The following is a 17,821-nucleotide window of genomic DNA, read 5'->3' as shown; positions in this document are numbered from 1 at the left end:
TCAAACTCCCCACTTTTGAGGTTGTTTACCAGGATTTGAGTGGTTCGAACCTGCACAATTTCCGTCCATGAATCATGCGTCAATGCATTTACGGGGAGCCAGAAAGAACGGATTTGCAACTTTTGACATTTAAGCGTACAGATGTACGCAATCAAACAAACCTGCGCATGGTGAACTCAGTCATCTTCCCGGCAAGCGGCGCGATGAAGGTCACGAGAGGAAAAGCAACGGCCCAGGCGACGAGAAAAGCCGGCCCCCACCGGTAGTGGAATTCACCGTCGATGCCCGTGTTGATGAAGGTGATCACCCCGGACATCAGCAGCGACATAATTCCGGACATGTAAAAGCCAAAGATCAGCTGGCGTAGACGTGAAAGTCTCATTTAGCTCATGACTTCTCCTGAACAATGCTCCAGGGTTCCCCGGAGCAGCATCTGAAAGGCGTGATATGTCGTACACTGATATCACTCAAAACTGAAATGATAGTGAGCTTGCAATCTTTTTTCGATAAGCCTTTTTACCAGGACAGGTGCGCCATGGATACTGCCAAAGACTGGACACCCGGCTTTTTCAAACCGTTTGTTCTCATTCTGGTACTGGTCCTTGGACTGGTTGGCTGCAGCTCGACCAAGATGGCTTATCGATACGCGGACTGGGGCATCGTGTGGTGGGTAGAAGACTACGTGACACTGACGGCCGACCAGAAACAGCAGCTCAACAGCGACATTGATCAATTGCGGCAATGGCATTGCAGTGCCGAATTGCCCCGCTACCAGGCCTGGCTGGATGAACTCGAGTCTGATGTTTCCAGCAACCCACCCGACAAGGCCACCGTCGACTACCATCAACAACAGCTTTTCAGTTTCTTCCCGAGTCTTCTGGAAAAGGCAACGCCTGTCGCGGTAAACCTTCTCTCAAGCCTGAGCGATGAACAGGTGCAGGAGTTGGCGAACAACATGGCGCAAAGTCAGCGGGAAATGGAAGACGAATTCCTGGCCGACTCCCCGGAGGCGACAGCCGAAGCACGCGCAGAGAGAACCGCGGAGCGGGTTGAGCGATGGCTGGGGGACCTGAACAGCGAGCAGCGCGACATCGTGCGGCAATGGTCAGCCAATCGGGGCGAGCAGACTGAGATCTGGCTGCAGGGTCGAAGGAACTGGCAACTGGCCTTGCTGGAACTGCTGGAAAACAGAAACGCGCCGACGTTCGAGGCGGAGCTGGAATACCTGATTCTGAATTCCGAAGAGGTGCGTGGTGAGGCCTATAAAGCCATGATGGCAGAAAGTCGGGCTGCCATGTCCTCCCTGATGCACGACCTGATTATGGCAGGTGACAGGGAAACACTGGCCCAGCTCCAGGATCGGACGGTGGAGCTGAACGATGACTTCGAGGCACTGACCTGTTCGCCGGCCTGATAAGCTCGGACGTAGTGAAGGCGGGGTCGGATGAAAGCGGTCATCCGACCCCAACGATTACTCAGACTGTCAGGTAGCCACCGTCGGCATTGATGCAGGCGCCCGTGGTGTAGCTGGAAGCATCGGAAACCAGATATAGCACCGTACCCGCCATCTCGCCCGGATCGGCCACCCGCTTCATGGGGATATGGGCCATGGCCTGCTTCTTGATGGCTTCGTTGGTGGTCAGGGCGCTGGCAAACTTGGTATCGGTCAGCCCTGGCAGCAGCGCGTTCACGCGGATTTTCTGCTGACCCAGCTCCATGGCAAAGGACTTGGTCATGGAGATTACGGCGGCCTTGGTGACCGAGTAAATGCCCTGATAGTGCCCCGGATTGACGCCGTTCACGGAAGCCACGTTCACGATAGAGCCACCACCGGCTTTTTTCATCATCTGGGCGCCGCGGGCGCACATGAAGAAATAGCCCCGGATATTCACATCCACGGTCTTGTTGAACGCGCCCAGGTCGGTGTCTTCCACCGGCCCGAAATAAGGGTTGGCAGCAGCATTGTTCACCAGAATATCCAGCTTGCCGTGCGTCTGGTCAATGTGCGCCCAGATGCTTTCGATCTGATCCATATCGCCAATGTGACAAGCATAGGCTTCGGCGCTACCGCCGGCATCCCGGATGCTGCTGGCAACCGCTTCGCAACCATCAATCTTGCGGCTGCTGACGATTACGTGGGCGCCATACTCGGCCAGGGTCCGGGCGATGCTCTCGCCGATGCCGCGGCTGGCACCGGTAATCAGGGCAACCTTGCCAGTCAGATCAAACAGGTTCTTGCTGCTCATTCGTTCACCTCGATTCACTATCGGAATGTCACCAGGGCGGGATCCTCCGCTTCCAGGTGGCTGTAGTTATTAAAAACGGCCAGGCTTCGCCGGGGGCCGGAATACAGGACCCGCGACACGCTGGTGTTGGCGATCACCTCGTTCAGACCGAGTGCCCGGGCGTCATCAAGACCGAGCAGGTGCTGGGCGATCACGGAAATCGGCCCGCCGGAGGTCGCCACCAGCACATCGCCGCCATCGGCGTAGTCAATCATTTCCTCGAAGGCCGCCATAACGCGGGCCTTGAAGTCCGGCCAGCTTTCCTCGTACTCGTGGTCAAACTCGCCCGAGGCCCAGCGATGCACCGCGTGCACAAAGGCCTCCTGGAACGCTTTGGCCGGTTTGGGAAACGCCTTGAGGTCCCGCGCCATCACCGCGCGGTCACTCCACTCCGGGCGGTACCGGGCCACCACAGTGGTGTGATCAAACTCGTTGAAGCCGGGAACCACCTGCATATCGGGCAGTTTGGATCCGTACCCGGTGGCGATGGCTTCAACGGTTTCCCGGTGGCGTTCCAGATCGCCTCCGAAAACCGCCGCCGGTTCAACTTTTCCAGCCAGCCAGCGGCCAAGCACCCTGCCCTGCTCCCAGCCGGTGGAAGAGAGTTGGTCATAGTTCTCCTTCCCGAAACTGGCCTGGCCGTGACGAACCAGATAAATTGTCGCCATTACAGGGAGCTCTCCGCAATCAGTCGCTGGCAGCGCTTCTCAAGGTAATTGGCGGCGTGCCCAAAGGCAGCGAAACGCTTGTCTTTGGTCTGGCCGTGGTAGAACCGGTAATAGATCTGCTGGATGATAACTGCCAGCCGGAACAGGCCGTAGATCTCATAGAAGTCGAAGTTGTCGACTTTGAAGCCGGACTGCTCCATGTAATACTCCACCACCTCCTTGCGGGTGAGCATGCCCGGGCGATGGGTTGGCTGCCGGCGCAGCATCTGGAACGGGCCTTCATCATCGGCTTCGATCCAGTAAGCCAGGCTGTTACCCAGATCCATCAGCGGATCACCGATGGTGGCCATTTCCCAGTCCAGCACGCCGATGACCTCGAACGGGTTGTCCGGATTCAGCACCACGTTGTCGAAGCGGAAATCGTTGTGGATCACCACCTGGGCAATGTCGTCGGGCATCTTGTCATTGAGCCAGCTCATTACCTGCTCAAAGTCACCCACATCGTCGGTGCGGGCCTTGCGGAAACGGTCGCTCCAACCGCCAATCTGGCGCTGAACGTAGCCCTCGCCCTTGCCCAGCTTGTCCAGGCCTGCTGCCTTGGCATCCACACGGTGAAGATCCACCAGTTTGTCGATCACGTTCAGGCAAAGCTTGCGGGTATCGGCTTCACTGAGCTCGAAATCCTTGGGAAAGTCCTGGCGCAGGATAATGCCCTTCAACCGTTCCATCACGTAGAAATCGCAACCCAGCACGTCGTGATCATCGCAAATGGCAATGATGTTGGGTACGTAGGGATAAACCGGTTTGAGCGCCCGCATGACCTTCGCCTCACGCAGCATGTCGTGGGCAGACTTGGCAATCTTGCCAAACGGCGGCCGGCGCAAGACGTAGGACCGGTCGCCGTAATCCACCTGATAGGTCAGGTTTGAGGCGCCACCCGGGTATTGACGAATCTCTGGCTCGCCTTGCAGATCCGGGATCGCCTCTTTCATGAACCGGTCTACGGCGCCAGTGTCCAGTTCCTCGCCTTCCCGGATGTCCACGGCCTCGTCGATCTGGGTCATTCAGGACTCTCCTTTTGAATCTTCAGTTTAAAACAGTAAAAAACCGCGCACTCAGGCCTTGCTGCCACCCATCTTGCTCATCCAGCGCTTGCTTTCCTGATGCATCAGCCAGTCGAAGGCCTTGGGTGCGTGGCGCTTGAGCATCCACATCCGGCGCTCCTTGGCATGGGGCAATACCCAGAAGCTCTTGTTCTCCACCGACCGGAAAATATCCTCGGCCACATCCTCGGCGGTTACCGTGGAGCGCTTCATCAGCTTGTTCACATTCTGCTGAATGCCGGGGATATCTGAACGCATGCTGCTGGTCAGATTGGTCTGAAAAAATGCCGGGCATACACAGCTCACATGAATACCGGCATCCCGAAGCTCCTGGCTCAAGGTTTCAGACAGGGCAATCACCCCGGCCTTGGTCACATTGTAGCTATCCATCAACGGCGCCAGCATCAGCCCGGCCATGGAGGCCACGTTCACAAATGCCCCGGAGCCCTGCTGCTTGAACTGCGGCGTGAACGCCTTACAGCCGCGAACCACACCCAGCACATTGATATCGAGAATCCACTCCCAATCCGCCATGGTGGTATCTTCAATGGAACCGGCAGAGGCAACGCCAGCGTTGTTCACCACCACGTCAACGCCACCCCATTTCTTCACGAGATCATCGCGGACCTTTTCGAAATCGGTCAGGCGTCGAACATCGCACTCGACGAAATAACCTTCGCCTCCGGCCGCATTAATCTCTTTCTCGACGCCAACACCCTGCTCCGGGTTAATGTCGCCGATGCAGACTTTGGCGCCTTCTTTGGCATAACGCAGTGCTATGGCGCGGCCAAGTCCGCTGGCGCCTCCGGTTATGAATACTCTCTGAGTCATCAATGCTTCCCCGCTGTTATCTTGCTAAAAACTGAAACCAACTCCGAAGTACGACGGATTTGGCGGAAGGGTGTTTCTGAAACTGTGCGGAGCCATGGATGGCGGAGCCCAAGCGTCACAGGGACGTGCCGCAAGGAGCGTGTTTCAGAAACACCCTTCCGCCGAATCCAGACTCCCGATTCAGATTCTCAATTTTTATATTTACGCAGCTCAAGACGGGCCACCATAGCCCGATGCACCTCATCCGGGCCATCCGCCAGGCGTAAAACACGGGCATAGGCAAACAGCTGTGTCAGCGGGAAATCGTCATCACTGACTCCGGCACCACCGTGAATCTGAATGGCCTGATCCACAATGGTTTGCAGCATGGATGGAATCACCGCCTTGATCATGGAGACCTCTTGAAGCGCCCCCATGATGCCCTTGGTATCCAGTGCCCAGGCGCATTTCAGCGTGAGCAGACGGGCCTGCTCAATGGCCATGCGGGCATTGGCAATGATATCCGGATTGCCGCCCAGCTTGGCGATCGGACGCCCGAAGGCCTCACGAGTCGTTGCCCGCTTGATCAGAATCTCCAGCGTGCGCTCTGCCGCACCGATTGCCCGCATACAGTGGTGCACTCGGCCCGGCCCAAGACGGCCCTGGGCAATCTCGAATCCGCGGCCCGGGCCGGCGATGAATGCGCTCTTGGGCAAACGCACGTTGTCAAAAAGCACCTCGCCATGGCCATAGGGCTCATCATATTCACCGAATACCGGCAACATACGCTCGATCTTGACGCCAGGCGTGTCCAGCGGCACCAGCACCATGGAATGACGGCGATGCTTGTGCGCATTCGGATCCGTCAGACCCATGAAGATGGCAACCTTACAGTCGGGATGCCCGATACCGGTGCTCCACCACTTGCGACCGTTCAGAACCACTTCGTCGCCTTCAACAACGGCCGTTGCCTCCATATTGGTGGCATCGGAAGAGGCAACCGCCGGCTCAGTCATACAGAAGGCGGAGCGGATCTCGCCGCTCAGCAGACGCGGTAACCACTCGGCTTTTTGCTCTTCAGAGCCATAGTGGATCAATACTTCCATATTGCCGGTGTCTGGCGCGTTGCAGTTGAAAATCTCCGGGGCAATGAAGCTGCGGCCGGTTTCCTCGGCAATCAGGGCGTAGTCGGAGTTCAACAAGCCACAGCCGTATTTTTCGTCCGGGAAAAACATGTTCCAGAGGCCCTGGGCTTTGGCTTTTTCCTTTAGCTCCCGGATGATCGGCAGCACAACCCAGCGGTTATCCAGTGAGGCAAGCTCCTTGTGGTACTGCTCTTCGATGGGAAAAATCTCATCCTTCATGAACTGCTTCACGCGGTTGAGATAATCCTGGCCTTTCTCGGAAATATTGAAATCCATCGCCGTCTCCTCGCTAACGGTTGCACGGTGGCGTGCACGGAATCATCACGTTGAGACCAGTCTAGGGATAACTTAACTATTACGCGACTGAATTATTCTTATCGTTTATTATTAACCAAACTTATTCAAATTCTCCAGAAACGGATCCCGCTCATGGCCCTCAACCGCCTGGACCTGAACCTGTTGCACGTGTTCGACACCATCTACCGGGAGGGAAGCCTGACTCGTGCAGCCAAGTCACTGCATCTCACTCAGCCGGCTGTCAGTCATTCCCTGTCGAGGCTAAGGGACCATTTTGACGACCCCCTGTTTACCCGTCAGGGCAACCAGATGGTGCCAACACCACTGGCCCGGCGGTTCCTTGAGTCCATGCGACCGGGGCTCACCCAGATCCAGGGCGCGGTAAACCAGTTTCATGCCTTTGATCCGGCCACCCAGCGTAAAACCTATTCGCTCGGGCTACGTGACATTCTGGAATCGACCTTCCTGCCCCGCCTGATGGCGCGCCTGGACGCCTATCCGGAACTGGAAATTGTCAGCCAGAGGATCGCGAGGCGCGACATGGAGACGCAACTGGCGGCCGGCAAACTGGATTTTGCCGTGGATGTGCTGTTGCCCGTGAGTAACCAGACGTCCCACGAACTCCTGAGGCGCGACCGTCTGGTGGTTCTGGCCCGGGAGGGGCACCCGCTGGCAACAGAGTCGCTGGATATGGAAGGGTACCTGTCCGCAAAACACGTGCTGGTATCCTCGCGGACCGAAGGACCCGGGATTGAGGACTTTGAACTATCGCGACTGGGGGTACAACGGAGTATCCGCTTGCGGTGTCAGCACTACTATGCCGCCTGCAGAGTGGTGGAAGAGACCGATCTGCTGCTGACCATGCCGGAAGCTTACGCCAGAATTATCGCCGAGCGGGCCAACATCCGGATTATGGATCCGCCGGCGGACCTGCCGTCTATCGACGTGCACCTGTATTGGCACAAGGCTTACGAGCGGGAGCCGGCGCTGATCTGGTTCCGGGAGCAGTTGAAGGCAATCAGTTGAGCCTCAGTAGGCGCCAACCACCATCAGGAAACCGAAGAATCCGATAGCCGTGATCCCCAGGGACGCCATTACGATGCCGAGGCCCCACCAGACGGCGGCACCATCGGATATCTCCACATCGTGGCCCCTCAGGGTTCGGTAGAAAGCCCAGGGGCCCAGGACAAATGCACCAACCACCGCGAATACCAGTCCGACGCTGATACCGGCAAAGGTCCAGGTGGCCAGAACCATGGCCCGGTCTTTGACCTGGTCGGTGACACCGTGGTGCTCAAGAAATTTCTTGCAGAAAAACCAGATCAGAGCGAACAGGATGATGACAAAAACCAGTCCGCCGACAATGGTGATCATTCGGTATAGCAAGGTGTCGTTCCTGTCAGTTTAGAGGCCCGTCAGGCCGGAAACACGGGCTCCGGAAGGCACTCGAACCCCGGTTTGGCGAATAGATAGCCCTGGTAGAGATTGATCCCCTGGGAGCGCAACCAGAAGTATTCTTCCTTGGTTTCGACGCCCTCAGCAATGATCTGGCCGCCAAGCTGAGTCATCATGGTAATGATGCCTGCAACAACGGCCTGCTTGTTCGGCTGCCGATCAATATCACGGATCAATGCCATATCCAGCTTCAACAGATCGGGCGGGCTGGCCATCATGACATTGTACCGTGAGAAACCGGCCCCGAAATCATCAATGGCGGTGCTGAAACCCATCTCCTGATAAGCCTCGATAATCGACACGAGGTGGTCGACAGATGTGGAGGTCAGCTGTTCGTCCTCAGTAAGCTCGAAAATGATTTTCCGGGTATCAAAATTGTAGGTCTTGGCAGCCGCCAGGGTCGTGCGAATACAGTACTCGGCCCGGTACACCGCGTTGGGCATAAAATTAATGCTGAGCATCGGCTCCATGTTCAGCCTGGCGGCAAGCTTGACCGCCTTGACCCGACAAACCTGATCGAAGGCGTAGCGATTCTGTTCGGTTACCTTCGAGAGGACACTCATCGCCCCCTGACCCTCGGTGCCTCGCACCAGCGCCTCGTAGGCGTAAACAGATTTGTTGAGAACGTCAACAATGGGCTGGAACGCGAAGGTAAAGGAAAAATCCAACCCCTCTCCACATGCACATTGCTCGCAATGAGACTCGTCAAACAGTACGGCGGGTTGGTTCACTTCAACTCCTGAATTCACTTCTGGCGGTTTTGCTATGTTTATATGGCGTATTTTTCACCCAATATAGCCGCGATCCCCTCCCCGGTAAAACCACTTTCTGGTTAAAGCGTGTCAAACGGTGGCATCCCCTGCCTACATGACTAAACTGGGGTTTGTCGTTTATACGTGTCTGTCCACAAAAGGAGTTTCCCTAATGGCCCAAACTACCCGCATCGCTGTAACCCCGGGCGACGGCATAGGTCCTGAAGTGGTGGCCGAGGCTGTGCGCTGCCTCGAGACCCTGCGCGCCAAACACGGCCTGGACCTTGAGTGGACTCGATTCCCCTGGCCATCCCACGCCTGGCACGAGGAGCATGGCGAATCCATGCCCGCGGATGCCTTGGCGCAGTTACAGAAGTACGATGCCATCCTTCTGGGTGCCCTTGGCGATCCGGGCCCTATGGACGATCCGGACCGATACCTGCTTCCAGACAGCATCTCACTGGCGCCACTGCTGGACATGCGCAAAGGGTTCGACCAGTGGGTCTGCGAACGTCCGGCCCGGCTTCTGCCCGGTGCCCGCCAGTACCTGGCCGATGAGCGCGCCAAGGACATCGACATGCTGGTGATTCGGGAAAACTCCGAGGGTGAGTACGTCAGCCAGGGTGGACGTCTGCGCAAGGGCACGCCGGATGAAGTGGCCACCCAGATGGAGGTGTTCACACGCAAGGCAACCGACCGGATCATCCGCTATGGGTTTGAACAGGCCCGAAACCGCGCCGCAGACCGGGTTTCGGAGGGTCGCACACGGACATTCAGGACCCTGGATGGCAGAACCTGTGAAAGCCAGGTGTGCCTGGTCACCAAGCGCAATGCCTTGCGCTACTGGGGCGACATGTACACCGAAGCGTTCGAGGAGATAAGCAAGGACTACCCGGACGTGGCCACGCATCATGAGCTGGTGGACGCGGCCTGCATGAAGTTCGTGCAAAGCCCCTGGGCCTTTGACGTGGTCGTCGCGAGCAACCTCCAGGGGGACATTCTTACCGACCTAGCTGCGGTTCTGTCAGGTGGCATGGGCGTGGCACCCTCCTGCAACCTGAACCCGACGGATCCGGATATGCCTTCTATGTTCGAACCTACCCATGGCAGCGCGCCGGATATTGCCGGCCAGGGCCTGGCTGACCCCACCGCCATGCTCTTTACCGCCGCCCGCATGCTCGAGTGGCTGGGCCGCAAGGACCCTGCCATTGCCGCAGCTGGCAAGGAGCTGTTCGATGCAGTGGCTGCAGACCTTGCCGAAAACTCGGGCAGCCGACGAGGCACCCACGAGATCGGCTCTGCAATCTGCGAGCGGCTGTCCCGATAGATCAGGGTTACTGGTCGGCCATGACAAATTCGAGCCGGCCAGGCGCTACCCGCACATCTACCGGCATCATACCGAACATACGCTGGGCGAAGTCGGTTTCGTCCAGTCGGTACACCGGCATGGTCTCCAGCATCTGGGCAACCAGCCGCATGACCGTATCGGTTACAGGCTTCAAATCCCCTTTGAAGAACGGAGAGTCAATACTGCTTTCAAGAAGCTGCAACCGCCGTATGAAGATGGCTTTCTCGGTGCTGTCGTAAACCGGCGCCCCTTCGACCTTCAAGGCAATGTCCACGGGCAGCTTCGTCATCAGCGCATTCAGTGCCACCTGACCTCTCACATCGATCACCGCCACATCGCGACCATCTGGCCCAAGGGTAATGTCGGCGTCGTCGAGACTCAGACTCAATGGCGAACCACTATTCAGCTGGTTGCGGTCGAAGTCGCGAACCACATCCTGAAGGTGCCGTTCCAGCTCGCCTTCGGAGATGGAATAGGGCGACAGACTGGCGCAACCGCTGGCGAGCACCAGCAGCAGGGCCAGAAGCGCACGGAGGGCGTAAATCGGCGTTCTATTCATTTTCGGCCCGGGCCTCGACATGAGGCGTAAGAGTGTCGTCAAAAACCACGTGTATCAAGATGGGTCTGCAGCAGACCTGGCAATCCTCGACATACTCCTGTTCCGGTACCGACGGGTCGACGCTGACATCCAGCGTCTCCCAGCAGTACGGGCACTGAATCAGTACCGAATCCAGGGCGGACATGGCATCACCTCAGAACTGTTGCTTGGCCATCCAGGGGATGACGCGATCGAACGCCTCTTCCAGCTTCTCGCAGGTCGTGGAGAAACTGATCCGAACGGCGTTGGTGCATCCCTCGCCAAAGGCGTCACCGGGCACCATGCAGACGCCGGTTTCCTTCAGCATTCGCAAGGCCAGATCAGAGCCATCGACATGAGGTGGAAGGTCAGGGAAAGCAAAGAAGGCACCGCCAGGCTTATAACCGGTCATGTAGGGGGTCTGATCGACCAGCTCGACCACCTTGTCCCGGCGCTCACGGTAGATATCTACCATATCGCGAACGCACTGCTGGTCACCGGTCAGTGCAGCGACGCCGGCAAACTGGGACGGCGTGTTAGCCACGGAGGTGGTGAACATGTGGAAGCGACGCAGAGACTTGATGGCCGCCTGACTGGCAATCACCCAGCCAACCCGCAGACCTGCCATGCTGTAGGTTTTTGAAAAACTGCTGATGCACATGATGTTGTCCAGATCCATCGAGCAGTTCAGCACGCTGGCGAAGTCTTCGTCATCAAAGATCAGGTGGTCGTAGACTTCATCGGCATACACCTGAATTCCCCGATAGGCACATTCCTCCAGGATGGTCTCCACGGTGCTACGCGGGTAAACCGCCCCGGTCGGGTTGTTGGGGTTGTTCAGGATCAGCGCATAAGTCCTGGGCCCCATGGCCTTGATGACCTCATCCGGATCCAGCTGGTGGTTATTCTCTGCCCGGGTCTGCACAAACTTTACTTCACCACCGTTCATGCGAATCAGGGGCGCATAGAGCAAAAACGACGGGTCCGTCACGATAAACTGCCGCCCGGGCGCAGAGGTGGCTGAAATAGCCAGGTACATGGCTTCTGTAGCGCCGCTGGTGATCAGGATATTGTCCCGGGTCAGTTTCCGGTTGTAGCGCTTGCCGTAGTAGTCGCGCAGGGCAACCAGCAATTCAGGCAGGCCGGCATCCATGGTATAGCCGGTCTGCCCCGCGTTGAGCGCATCGATGTAGGCATCGATGACGTGCTTTGGGGTCGGCAGATCAGGCTGACCGATGGAAAGATGAATAACATCCTTCATGGTGGCCGCCATATTCACCATGCGACGGATACCCGGCACCGGGATCGCCTGCATGGCAGGGTTCCAACTGGCCTTGGTTTTCCGGTACTTCACTCTACGCGGTTTTTCCTGACCAGTTTCTTTGTTGGCGGCTTCTGCCATAAACACCTCCTGCAAACGGGGCAAATAAGATCTACCCCTGCAGGTTAGTCAGTATGGATGGCCTCTACAAGACAAAAAATCATATAGATGATGTACGTGAAAGTACCGCCATCAACGCTGTGAGTGGAAATTCCGGTGCCTCGCAAGTTGACCCGACAGAGCCTGCCGACCAGACTGTTATTACCCCTCGGGGCAACGACCAGTTCAACGAAGTCATTCATCAAAAAGGCGGAGGCTCAATGACTCAGCACAGCAAACCTGTTGTTACCGTTCTCACCGCGCCGGGAGAGCAGGAACCGCCGGGAATGGACGCAGTCAGGGCCCGCGCCGATGTGCGCTTTGCCTGTGACGAGCCAACCCTTCGCGACACCCTGCCGGGCACCGATATCATGATGGTGACGGACTTTCGCACGGAGGCCCTCGCGGCCGCCTGGCACACCGCAGACAAGCTCCAATGGATCCACGCCACCAGTGCCGGCGTCGATGCCCTGATGTTCCCGGATCTGATCAGGGGCGATGTAACCGTCACCAACGCGCGGGGCATTTTCGACCGTACCATTGCCGAATACGTGCTGTGCACCATCCTGATGTTCGCCAAGGATTTCCCGAATTCCATCCGGCTGCAAATGAAGCACCAGTGGAAACATCGGGACACAGAGCGGGCAGAGGGCAAGCAGGTTCTGGTTGTTGGCGCAGGTTCGATCGGCCGGCAGATCGGCCGCCTGGTCGGCGCTGCCGGTTTAAAAGCACACGGCATCGCCCGCAAGCCCAGGAAGGAGGACCCCGATTTTGTGGCGGTACACGGCAATGACGATCTTTACGAGCAGCTCGGGCATGCGGACTTTGTAGTGATTGCGGCGCCACTAACACCCCAGACCGAAGGCCTGTTTGACGAGAAAGCCTTCAAGGCCATGAAAAACTCTGCCCGTCTGATCAACATTGGACGTGGCCCGATCGTCAAAACCGATGACCTGATCACGGCCCTCGAAAATGGCGAAATTGCCGGCGCAGGACTCGATGTCTTCGAAGAGGAACCGCTGGCGGAAGATCATCCGCTCTGGGACATGGAGAATGTCACCATGACCGCCCATATGGCCGGCGACTTCATCGGCTGGAAACGTGCACTGACGGATCAGTTCCTGGAGAACTTCGACCGCTGGCACAAGGGTGACGAGCTGTTCAATTTGGTCGACAAGGAATTGGGTTACGCTGGCAGCAAATAACCGTGCCCGGCACTCATCCAAAAACAAAACGGGAGCCAAAAGGCTCCCGTTTTATATTCGAACCATCAAAACCAATCAGCTACCAGACAAGGACTGATCCGATGGATCAATCTCCATCTGCTGGATCGCAATCACCGCCTGAGTGCGGTTCCGCACCCCAAGCTTCCGGAACACCGCCGTGATATGGGCCTTGATGGTGGCTTCCGACACATCCAGATCATAGGCGATCTGTTTGTTCAGAAGCCCCTCGGCCAGCATACCCAGCACCCGGAACTGTTGAGGCGTCAGCGATGCCAGCTTCTCGGAAAAGTCGGTGGCATCTGAATGCATTCGCTCGATCTTGTCGGCCACTCCCTGCGGCAACCAGACGTCGCCTTCCAGAACCGCCTGAATCGCCTCGGTAATGGTTGGCAGCGGCGCCGACTTCGGTATGAAACCGGAAGCACCGTAGTCAATCGAGCGACGCATTACCTGCAATTCCTCGGATCCTGACACAACCACCACCGGCAGCCCCGGGTACTGGCCTCGCATGAAGACGAGCCCCGAGAAGCCGTGGGCACCCGGCATATTGAGATCCAGCAGAACCAGATCCGCATCCGGGTGCGAATCTACCGCCGCCTGCAGTGCCTTGATGCTGTCGACTTCCACCGTCTCGGCATCGGGCACCGCCTGACTGACCGCCTGCTTCAATGCTGCGCGAAACAGCGGGTGATCATCAGCGACGATAATTGTTTGTGCCATTCAACAGATTCCTTACAGGTACATGGCCTGGTAACACACAGGCGTTACTGGTTCGCACGACCGCTGATCAGGTCATCGACTACACCCGGATCTGCCAGCGTAGAGGTATCACCCAACTGGTCGTGCTCGTTAGCGGCAATCTTACGCAAAATACGCCGCATAATCTTGCCAGAACGCGTTTTAGGCAGTCCAGGTGCCCATTGGATCACATCTGGAGAGGCGATGGGGCCAATCTCCTTGCGCACCCACTGGACAAGCTCTTTCTTCAGCTCGTCAGAAGGTTCCTGTCCATGTACCAGGGTTACATAGACATAGATGCCCTGACCCTTGATGTCATGCGGATAGCCAACAACGGCAGCTTCTGCGACCTTCTCGTGGGAAACCAGGGCGCTTTCGACTTCGGCGGTACCCAGACGGTGACCTGACACGTTCAGAACATCGTCGACACGACCTGTGATCCAGTAGTAGCCGTCTTCATCGCGACGGGCGCCGTCACCGGTAAAGTACATGCCCTTGTAAGTGCTGAAATAGGTCTGAGCGAAACGCTCGTGATCCCCATAGATCGTCCGCATCTGGCCCGGCCAGCTGTCCAGGATGACGAGGTTACCCTCGGTCTTGCCCTCAAGGATGTTGCCGTCATTGTCTACCAGTGCCGGCTGAACACCGAAGAACGGTACCGTGGCTGAGCCGGGTTTCAGATCAATCGCGCCCGGCAGCGGGGAAATCAGGATGCCACCGGTTTCAGTCTGCCACCAGGTATCCACGATGGGGCACTTGCTGTTACCGATAACCCGGTGGTACCACTCCCAGGCTTCGGGGTTGATCGGCTCGCCCACGGAGCCCAGCAGTTTCAGGCTTTCACGGGTAGTGCCGTTCATGCAGGACTCGCCTTCCGCCATCAGGGCGCGAATTGCGGTCGGAGCGGTGTACAGGATGTTGACCTTGTGCTTGTCGACAACCTGCCCCATACGAGAGCTGTCCGGATAGTTGGGCACACCCTCGAACAGAACGGTGATGGCACCGTTAGCCAGCGGGCCGTACAGGATATAGCTGTGACCTGTGACCCAGCCGAAATCGGCAGTACACCAGTACACGTCGCCTTCATGATAATCGAACACGTACTCGTGGGTCATGGAGGCATAGACCATGTAGCCACCGGTGGTATGCAGAACGCCCTTGGGTGCACCAGTGGAACCCGAGGTATACAGCATGAACAGCGGATCTTCGGCGTTCATCGGCTCTGGCTGACAGTCGGCAGAGGCGGACTTCATCAGGTCTTCGTAACGCTCGTCGCGGGCGTCATTCCAGGGCACTTCAGAATTGCCGGTCCGGGTAACAACCACCACCTTCTCGACATTGGCGGCATCTTCATTCTTCAGGGCCGCATCCACGTTCTTCTTCAGCGGAATCTTGCGGCCGCCACGAACGCCTTCGTCAGCGGTGACTACGAAGCGGGATTTGCCGTTCACAATCCGGGCACCAAGCGCTTCCGGAGAAAATCCGCCGAACACCACGGAGTGAATCGCGCCGATACGTGCGCAGGCCAGCATGGCGACGGCTGTCTCAACAATCATCGGCATGTAAATGGTAACAACATCACCCTTCTTCACGCCCAGACCTTTAAGGACGTTGGCGAACTTGCTGGTTTCTTCGTGCAGTTCGCGATAGGTCACGTTGCGTGAATCGGCGGGATCATCGCCTTCAAAGATGATGGCTGTCTGGTCGCCGCGCTTTTCCAGATGACGGTCCAGGCAGTTGGCTGAGGCATTCAACTGGCCATCTTCGAACCATTTGATGGACAGATTGTTGTAATCGTAGGTCGTGTTTTTCACCTTGGTGTAAGGCTTGATCCACTCAAGGCGCTTGCCGTGCTCACCCCAGAAGGTATCCGGGTCTTCAACTGACTGACGATACATTTCTTCATACTGTTCCCGGTTCAGAAGGGCCTGTTTGGCCACTTCCGGGCTTACCGGATATACCTGTTTACCAGTCATTGTGCTCCCCCTTTAGTCAGAGTCTGTTGTCATTGTCGGTTTTGGAATTCAGACGTTGAGGCCTCTCCGGCCCTTTAGACGGATAGTGGTAGTTCACCATGCTAGCCACTACACAATGAATTAGACTAACGTCCTAATCCGCCTGAACTTTTAGCCCAAAAAGGTCGGTAACCCGCAAGAAAACAACGGTAAATTGCGCCGAACGAGAAGCTTTTTAAAGGATAGTTGGATTGGAGCCGATGGCAAACCCGGGAAGGAAACGACCACGCATAAAAAAGCCCGGTCGTTGCGACCGGGCTCCTGGGTTCACGCTGCCTTTTTTCGGGCCTTGGCAGAGCGCAAGCTGTATACCTTGCGCTCCTTGAGGGCGTATCGGTTCAGGCCTGCCAGGTGGATCTTGCGCAGATAGACCGACCAGTCAATCTGGCGGGCATCTACCGGGAACAGCACCTTGTCCAGCTCACCCATCCTCGATGCCAGGGCCAGCAGATCATCATTCCGGAAGATATAGTCTGGCGCGGTGTAGAAACCGAAAATGGTCGCCAGCGAGCGTGTCGTGTCCAGATTCCGGAGCACTTTCAACTCGCGATTCTGGCCCAGCATGCGCAAAACCTTCCCGGTAATGCTCAGTGGAATGCGCACCCCGCCCACAACGGCATCGAACAGCCGGCGGTTGACTGCAATGAAGGGTTTGGTCGGCTGTCGGTAGAACAGCTGATCGTATTCGGCGAAGTTGGCTTTGGATTCCGCCATGAGGTGGTCAATAAACTGCCCAAGGGAAACCGGGTTGGAGCTGCCACTGCAACACTGGTAAATCCGGTGACGTGGCGAATCAGCAACGGCTTCAGCCGCCGCCAGGATGATGGCATTGGCCACCAGATCCACGGGAATAACATCGATGACCCCAGCGCGTTTGCCAGGGAAGAGCGTAACCTTCTCGCGGGCATACGCAAGGATAATGGCATCCGCCACCTTCACGCCTTCAATCCAGCCTGGCGCGGGTTCCTCGAGTGCACTTTCAATAATGGATGGGCGCACAATGGTCAGTGCCCGCCCGGACAGGGCCTTGAGCAGGAGTTGCTCACCGAGCCACTTGGTAAAGGTATAGGTATCACTCCAGCCATAATGGTTGGCTTCACGGATGCCAAGGTCCACCAGCTTCTTTTCCAGTGCCTTGCCGGAGTAGCGGGAACGCACGTCCGCTATCTTGTCCTCCAGCAGCCGGACAAGTTCTTCGATCTCATAGTAACCTTCAGTGCTCCGGGGTATGGCCTCACCTGCCGGCTTGATCACGGTCTCCGTGATCTGTCCGGAATTCATGCCGTTTACATAGCAGGTGGAAACCTGCAGCACCGCCAGCGACTTGTTCTGTCGCGCAAGCTCGGCCACGTTGTCGAGGCAACGGGTATTGATGGCAAGCGCTTTATCAAGCTCTTCCCGGAAGTTCACACTGGCTGCGGAGTTGACAACCACATCGATGCCGCCAGCCAGCTTGCGGAAACGGTCAGCGGACAGACCAAACAAAGGCTCGGTCACTTCCCCGGTTACGCAATGCACACGATCTTCAATAAAAGTTTCGAAAGCCTCGTTGTCGTCCTGGCGAAGACGATCGAAGACTGACGACGTGGCGATCTCCTCAAAAAAACGATCCCGCGCATCGGGGTGACGTTTGTTTCCACGGATCAGCAGATGAATGCCGCCTATGTCCGGAACGGCGCGAATGAGCTTTTCCAGAACCACCTTGCCGAGAAAGCCCGTGGTGCCGGTAATCAGAACGTGCTTGCCCCGGAGCCGCTCAAGTACTTTTGATGATGCATCGGGATTCAGCTGCTGTGTTGCCATGGGAGAACTCCTTCTCATTTCAATTCGTTGTCGCCGCACACCCGCCAACCAGAGGAAAGTTTGCGAATCAGATTCGACAGATGTGTTGCATATTGCGGGCCACGATTCAGATTTATGCTCAATCCTTGCACAACTTCGGTGACAGAGCGGTGACACACAGCAAAGTTACGCTACAAAAA

18 protein-coding genes are annotated in these 17,821 nt (G+C 57.0%); 4 read left to right on the top strand and 14 right to left on the bottom strand.

Going from position 1 to position 17,821, the window contains the following annotated elements:
- Positions 1–151 precede the first annotated feature (151 nt).
- Complete coding sequence (locus MDHKLMBL_RS04290; protein WP_104270193.1) at positions 152–382, bottom strand: DUF2798 domain-containing protein; 231 nt, start codon at positions 380–382, stop codon at positions 152–154.
- A 153-nt stretch (positions 383–535) separates the two neighbouring features.
- On the opposite strand from MDHKLMBL_RS04290, the gene MDHKLMBL_RS04285 reads away from it, so the two are divergent.
- Positions 536–1,414 (top strand): DUF6279 family lipoprotein, encoded by an 879-nt coding sequence (locus tag MDHKLMBL_RS04285; RefSeq protein ID WP_092030252.1) that lies wholly within the window; start codon positions 536–538, stop codon positions 1,412–1,414.
- Positions 1,415–1,475: 61 nt separating this feature from the next.
- On the opposite strand, the gene MDHKLMBL_RS04280 is transcribed toward MDHKLMBL_RS04285, so the two are convergent.
- From MDHKLMBL_RS04280 to MDHKLMBL_RS04260, 5 genes are all read right to left on the bottom strand, one after another.
- On the bottom strand, positions 1,476–2,246 hold the full coding sequence (locus MDHKLMBL_RS04280; RefSeq protein WP_014576314.1) for an SDR family oxidoreductase: 771 nt from the start codon (positions 2,244–2,246) through the stop codon (positions 1,476–1,478).
- Positions 2,247–2,263: 17 nt separating this feature from the next.
- Complete coding sequence (locus MDHKLMBL_RS04275; RefSeq protein ID WP_104270192.1) at positions 2,264–2,953, bottom strand: histidine phosphatase family protein; 690 nt, start codon at positions 2,951–2,953, stop codon at positions 2,264–2,266.
- Positions 2,953–4,017, bottom strand: a complete 1,065-nt coding sequence (locus MDHKLMBL_RS04270) for a phosphotransferase family protein (protein ID WP_104270191.1) — start codon at positions 4,015–4,017, stop codon at positions 2,953–2,955. Before MDHKLMBL_RS04270 ends, MDHKLMBL_RS04275 begins: the two co-directional genes overlap by 1 nt.
- 51 nt (positions 4,018–4,068) lie before the next feature.
- Positions 4,069–4,887, bottom strand: coding sequence for an SDR family oxidoreductase (locus MDHKLMBL_RS04265; protein ID WP_014576311.1), 819 nt, complete (start codon positions 4,885–4,887; stop codon positions 4,069–4,071).
- 188 nt (positions 4,888–5,075) lie between these two features.
- Positions 5,076–6,287 (bottom strand): acyl-CoA dehydrogenase family protein, encoded by a 1,212-nt coding sequence (locus MDHKLMBL_RS04260; RefSeq protein ID WP_092030257.1) that lies wholly within the window; start codon positions 6,285–6,287, stop codon positions 5,076–5,078.
- 153 nt (positions 6,288–6,440) lie between these two features.
- Between MDHKLMBL_RS04260 and MDHKLMBL_RS04255 the strand changes: the two genes are divergently transcribed.
- A complete protein-coding gene (locus MDHKLMBL_RS04255) occupies positions 6,441–7,334 on the top strand; it encodes a LysR family transcriptional regulator (protein ID WP_104270190.1) in 894 nt (297 codons plus the stop codon).
- 3 nt (positions 7,335–7,337) lie between these two features.
- On the opposite strand, the gene MDHKLMBL_RS04250 is transcribed toward MDHKLMBL_RS04255, so the two are convergent.
- Together MDHKLMBL_RS04250 and MDHKLMBL_RS04245 are read right to left on the bottom strand one after the other, a co-directional pair.
- Positions 7,338–7,694 (bottom strand): hypothetical protein, encoded by a 357-nt coding sequence (locus tag MDHKLMBL_RS04250; RefSeq protein WP_227499699.1) that lies wholly within the window; start codon positions 7,692–7,694, stop codon positions 7,338–7,340.
- Positions 7,695–7,723: 29 nt separating this feature from the next.
- Complete coding sequence (locus tag MDHKLMBL_RS04245) at positions 7,724–8,494, bottom strand: EAL domain-containing protein (RefSeq protein ID WP_169702131.1); 771 nt, start codon at positions 8,492–8,494, stop codon at positions 7,724–7,726.
- A gap of 193 nt (positions 8,495–8,687) precedes the next feature.
- Between MDHKLMBL_RS04245 and MDHKLMBL_RS04240 the strand changes: the two genes are divergently transcribed.
- Complete coding sequence (locus tag MDHKLMBL_RS04240; RefSeq protein WP_053114650.1) at positions 8,688–9,842, top strand: isocitrate/isopropylmalate dehydrogenase family protein; 1,155 nt, start codon at positions 8,688–8,690, stop codon at positions 9,840–9,842.
- A 7-nt stretch (positions 9,843–9,849) separates the two neighbouring features.
- On the opposite strand, the gene MDHKLMBL_RS04235 is transcribed toward MDHKLMBL_RS04240, so the two are convergent.
- From MDHKLMBL_RS04235 to MDHKLMBL_RS04225, 3 genes are read right to left on the bottom strand one after another with little or no spacing between them, the layout of a single operon-like run.
- Positions 9,850–10,422 (bottom strand): YceB family lipoprotein, encoded by a 573-nt coding sequence (locus MDHKLMBL_RS04235; protein WP_053114649.1) that lies wholly within the window; start codon positions 10,420–10,422, stop codon positions 9,850–9,852.
- Positions 10,415–10,606 (bottom strand): CPXCG motif-containing cysteine-rich protein, encoded by a 192-nt coding sequence (locus tag MDHKLMBL_RS04230; protein ID WP_008176119.1) that lies wholly within the window; start codon positions 10,604–10,606, stop codon positions 10,415–10,417. The genes MDHKLMBL_RS04235 and MDHKLMBL_RS04230 overlap by 8 nt, the downstream gene beginning before the upstream one ends.
- Positions 10,607–10,615: 9 nt before the next feature.
- On the bottom strand, positions 10,616–11,842 hold the full coding sequence (locus MDHKLMBL_RS04225) for a pyridoxal phosphate-dependent aminotransferase (protein ID WP_008176120.1): 1,227 nt from the start codon (positions 11,840–11,842) through the stop codon (positions 10,616–10,618).
- 239 nt (positions 11,843–12,081) lie between these two features.
- Between MDHKLMBL_RS04225 and MDHKLMBL_RS04220 the strand changes: the two genes are divergently transcribed.
- Positions 12,082–13,065, top strand: coding sequence for a D-2-hydroxyacid dehydrogenase (locus MDHKLMBL_RS04220; protein ID WP_169702130.1), 984 nt, complete (start codon positions 12,082–12,084; stop codon positions 13,063–13,065).
- Positions 13,066–13,140: 75 nt separating this feature from the next.
- On the opposite strand, the gene MDHKLMBL_RS04215 is transcribed toward MDHKLMBL_RS04220, so the two are convergent.
- The 3 genes from MDHKLMBL_RS04215 to MDHKLMBL_RS04205 all read right to left on the bottom strand — a co-directional run bounded on the left by MDHKLMBL_RS04215 (position 13,141) and on the right by MDHKLMBL_RS04205 (position 17,642).
- Positions 13,141–13,806 carry a response regulator transcription factor gene (locus MDHKLMBL_RS04215; RefSeq protein WP_104270189.1) on the bottom strand — a complete coding sequence of 222 codons (666 nt, stop codon included), beginning with the start codon at positions 13,804–13,806 and terminating at the stop codon, positions 13,141–13,143.
- Between the two features lie 44 nt (positions 13,807–13,850).
- Positions 13,851–15,800 carry an acetate--CoA ligase gene (gene acs / locus MDHKLMBL_RS04210; protein WP_053114647.1) on the bottom strand — a complete coding sequence of 650 codons (1,950 nt, stop codon included), beginning with the start codon at positions 15,798–15,800 and terminating at the stop codon, positions 13,851–13,853.
- A gap of 306 nt (positions 15,801–16,106) precedes the next feature.
- Entirely contained in the window at positions 16,107–17,642 is a 1,536-nt protein-coding gene (locus MDHKLMBL_RS04205) for a fatty acyl-CoA reductase (RefSeq protein ID WP_008176127.1), read from the bottom strand.
- Between the last annotated feature and the right edge of the window lie 179 nt (positions 17,643–17,821).

The organism is Marinobacter flavimaris (assembly GCF_002933295.1).
GTDB classification, from domain to species: domain Bacteria; phylum Pseudomonadota; class Gammaproteobacteria; order Pseudomonadales; family Oleiphilaceae; genus Marinobacter; species Marinobacter flavimaris.
The sequence above is the reverse complement of the archived record's forward strand: the minus strand, read 5'-3'. Positions and strand labels throughout refer to the sequence as shown.

What these genes read in the sequence shown, in the direction of transcription:
- MDHKLMBL_RS04290 (WP_104270193.1), bottom strand. Translation starts at nt 382, where the DNA reads ATGAGACTTTCACGTCTACGCCAGCTGATCTTTGGCTTTTACATGTCC.
- MDHKLMBL_RS04285 (WP_092030252.1), top strand. Translation starts at nt 536, where the DNA reads ATGGATACTGCCAAAGACTGGACACCCGGCTTTTTCAAACCGTTTGTT.
- MDHKLMBL_RS04280 (WP_014576314.1), bottom strand. Translation starts at nt 2,246, where the DNA reads ATGAGCAGCAAGAACCTGTTTGATCTGACTGGCAAGGTTGCCCTGATT.
- MDHKLMBL_RS04275 (WP_104270192.1), bottom strand. Translation starts at nt 2,953, where the DNA reads ATGGCGACAATTTATCTGGTTCGTCACGGCCAGGCCAGTTTCGGGAAG.
- MDHKLMBL_RS04270 (WP_104270191.1), bottom strand. Translation starts at nt 4,017, where the DNA reads ATGACCCAGATCGACGAGGCCGTGGACATCCGGGAAGGCGAGGAACTG.
- MDHKLMBL_RS04265 (WP_014576311.1), bottom strand. Translation starts at nt 4,887, where the DNA reads ATGACTCAGAGAGTATTCATAACCGGAGGCGCCAGCGGACTTGGCCGC.
- MDHKLMBL_RS04260 (WP_092030257.1), bottom strand. Translation starts at nt 6,287, where the DNA reads ATGGATTTCAATATTTCCGAGAAAGGCCAGGATTATCTCAACCGCGTG.
- MDHKLMBL_RS04255 (WP_104270190.1), top strand. Translation starts at nt 6,441, where the DNA reads ATGGCCCTCAACCGCCTGGACCTGAACCTGTTGCACGTGTTCGACACC.
- MDHKLMBL_RS04240 (WP_053114650.1), top strand. Translation starts at nt 8,688, where the DNA reads ATGGCCCAAACTACCCGCATCGCTGTAACCCCGGGCGACGGCATAGGT.
- MDHKLMBL_RS04235 (WP_053114649.1), bottom strand. Translation starts at nt 10,422, where the DNA reads ATGAATAGAACGCCGATTTACGCCCTCCGTGCGCTTCTGGCCCTGCTG.
- MDHKLMBL_RS04230 (WP_008176119.1), bottom strand. Translation starts at nt 10,606, where the DNA reads ATGTCCGCCCTGGATTCGGTACTGATTCAGTGCCCGTACTGCTGGGAG.
- MDHKLMBL_RS04225 (WP_008176120.1), bottom strand. Translation starts at nt 11,842, where the DNA reads ATGGCAGAAGCCGCCAACAAAGAAACTGGTCAGGAAAAACCGCGTAGA.
- MDHKLMBL_RS04220 (WP_169702130.1), top strand. Translation starts at nt 12,082, where the DNA reads ATGACTCAGCACAGCAAACCTGTTGTTACCGTTCTCACCGCGCCGGGA.
- MDHKLMBL_RS04215 (WP_104270189.1), bottom strand. Translation starts at nt 13,806, where the DNA reads ATGGCACAAACAATTATCGTCGCTGATGATCACCCGCTGTTTCGCGCA.
- acs (WP_053114647.1), bottom strand. Translation starts at nt 15,800, where the DNA reads ATGACTGGTAAACAGGTATATCCGGTAAGCCCGGAAGTGGCCAAACAG.
- MDHKLMBL_RS04205 (WP_008176127.1), bottom strand. Translation starts at nt 17,642, where the DNA reads ATGGCAACACAGCAGCTGAATCCCGATGCATCATCAAAAGTACTTGAG.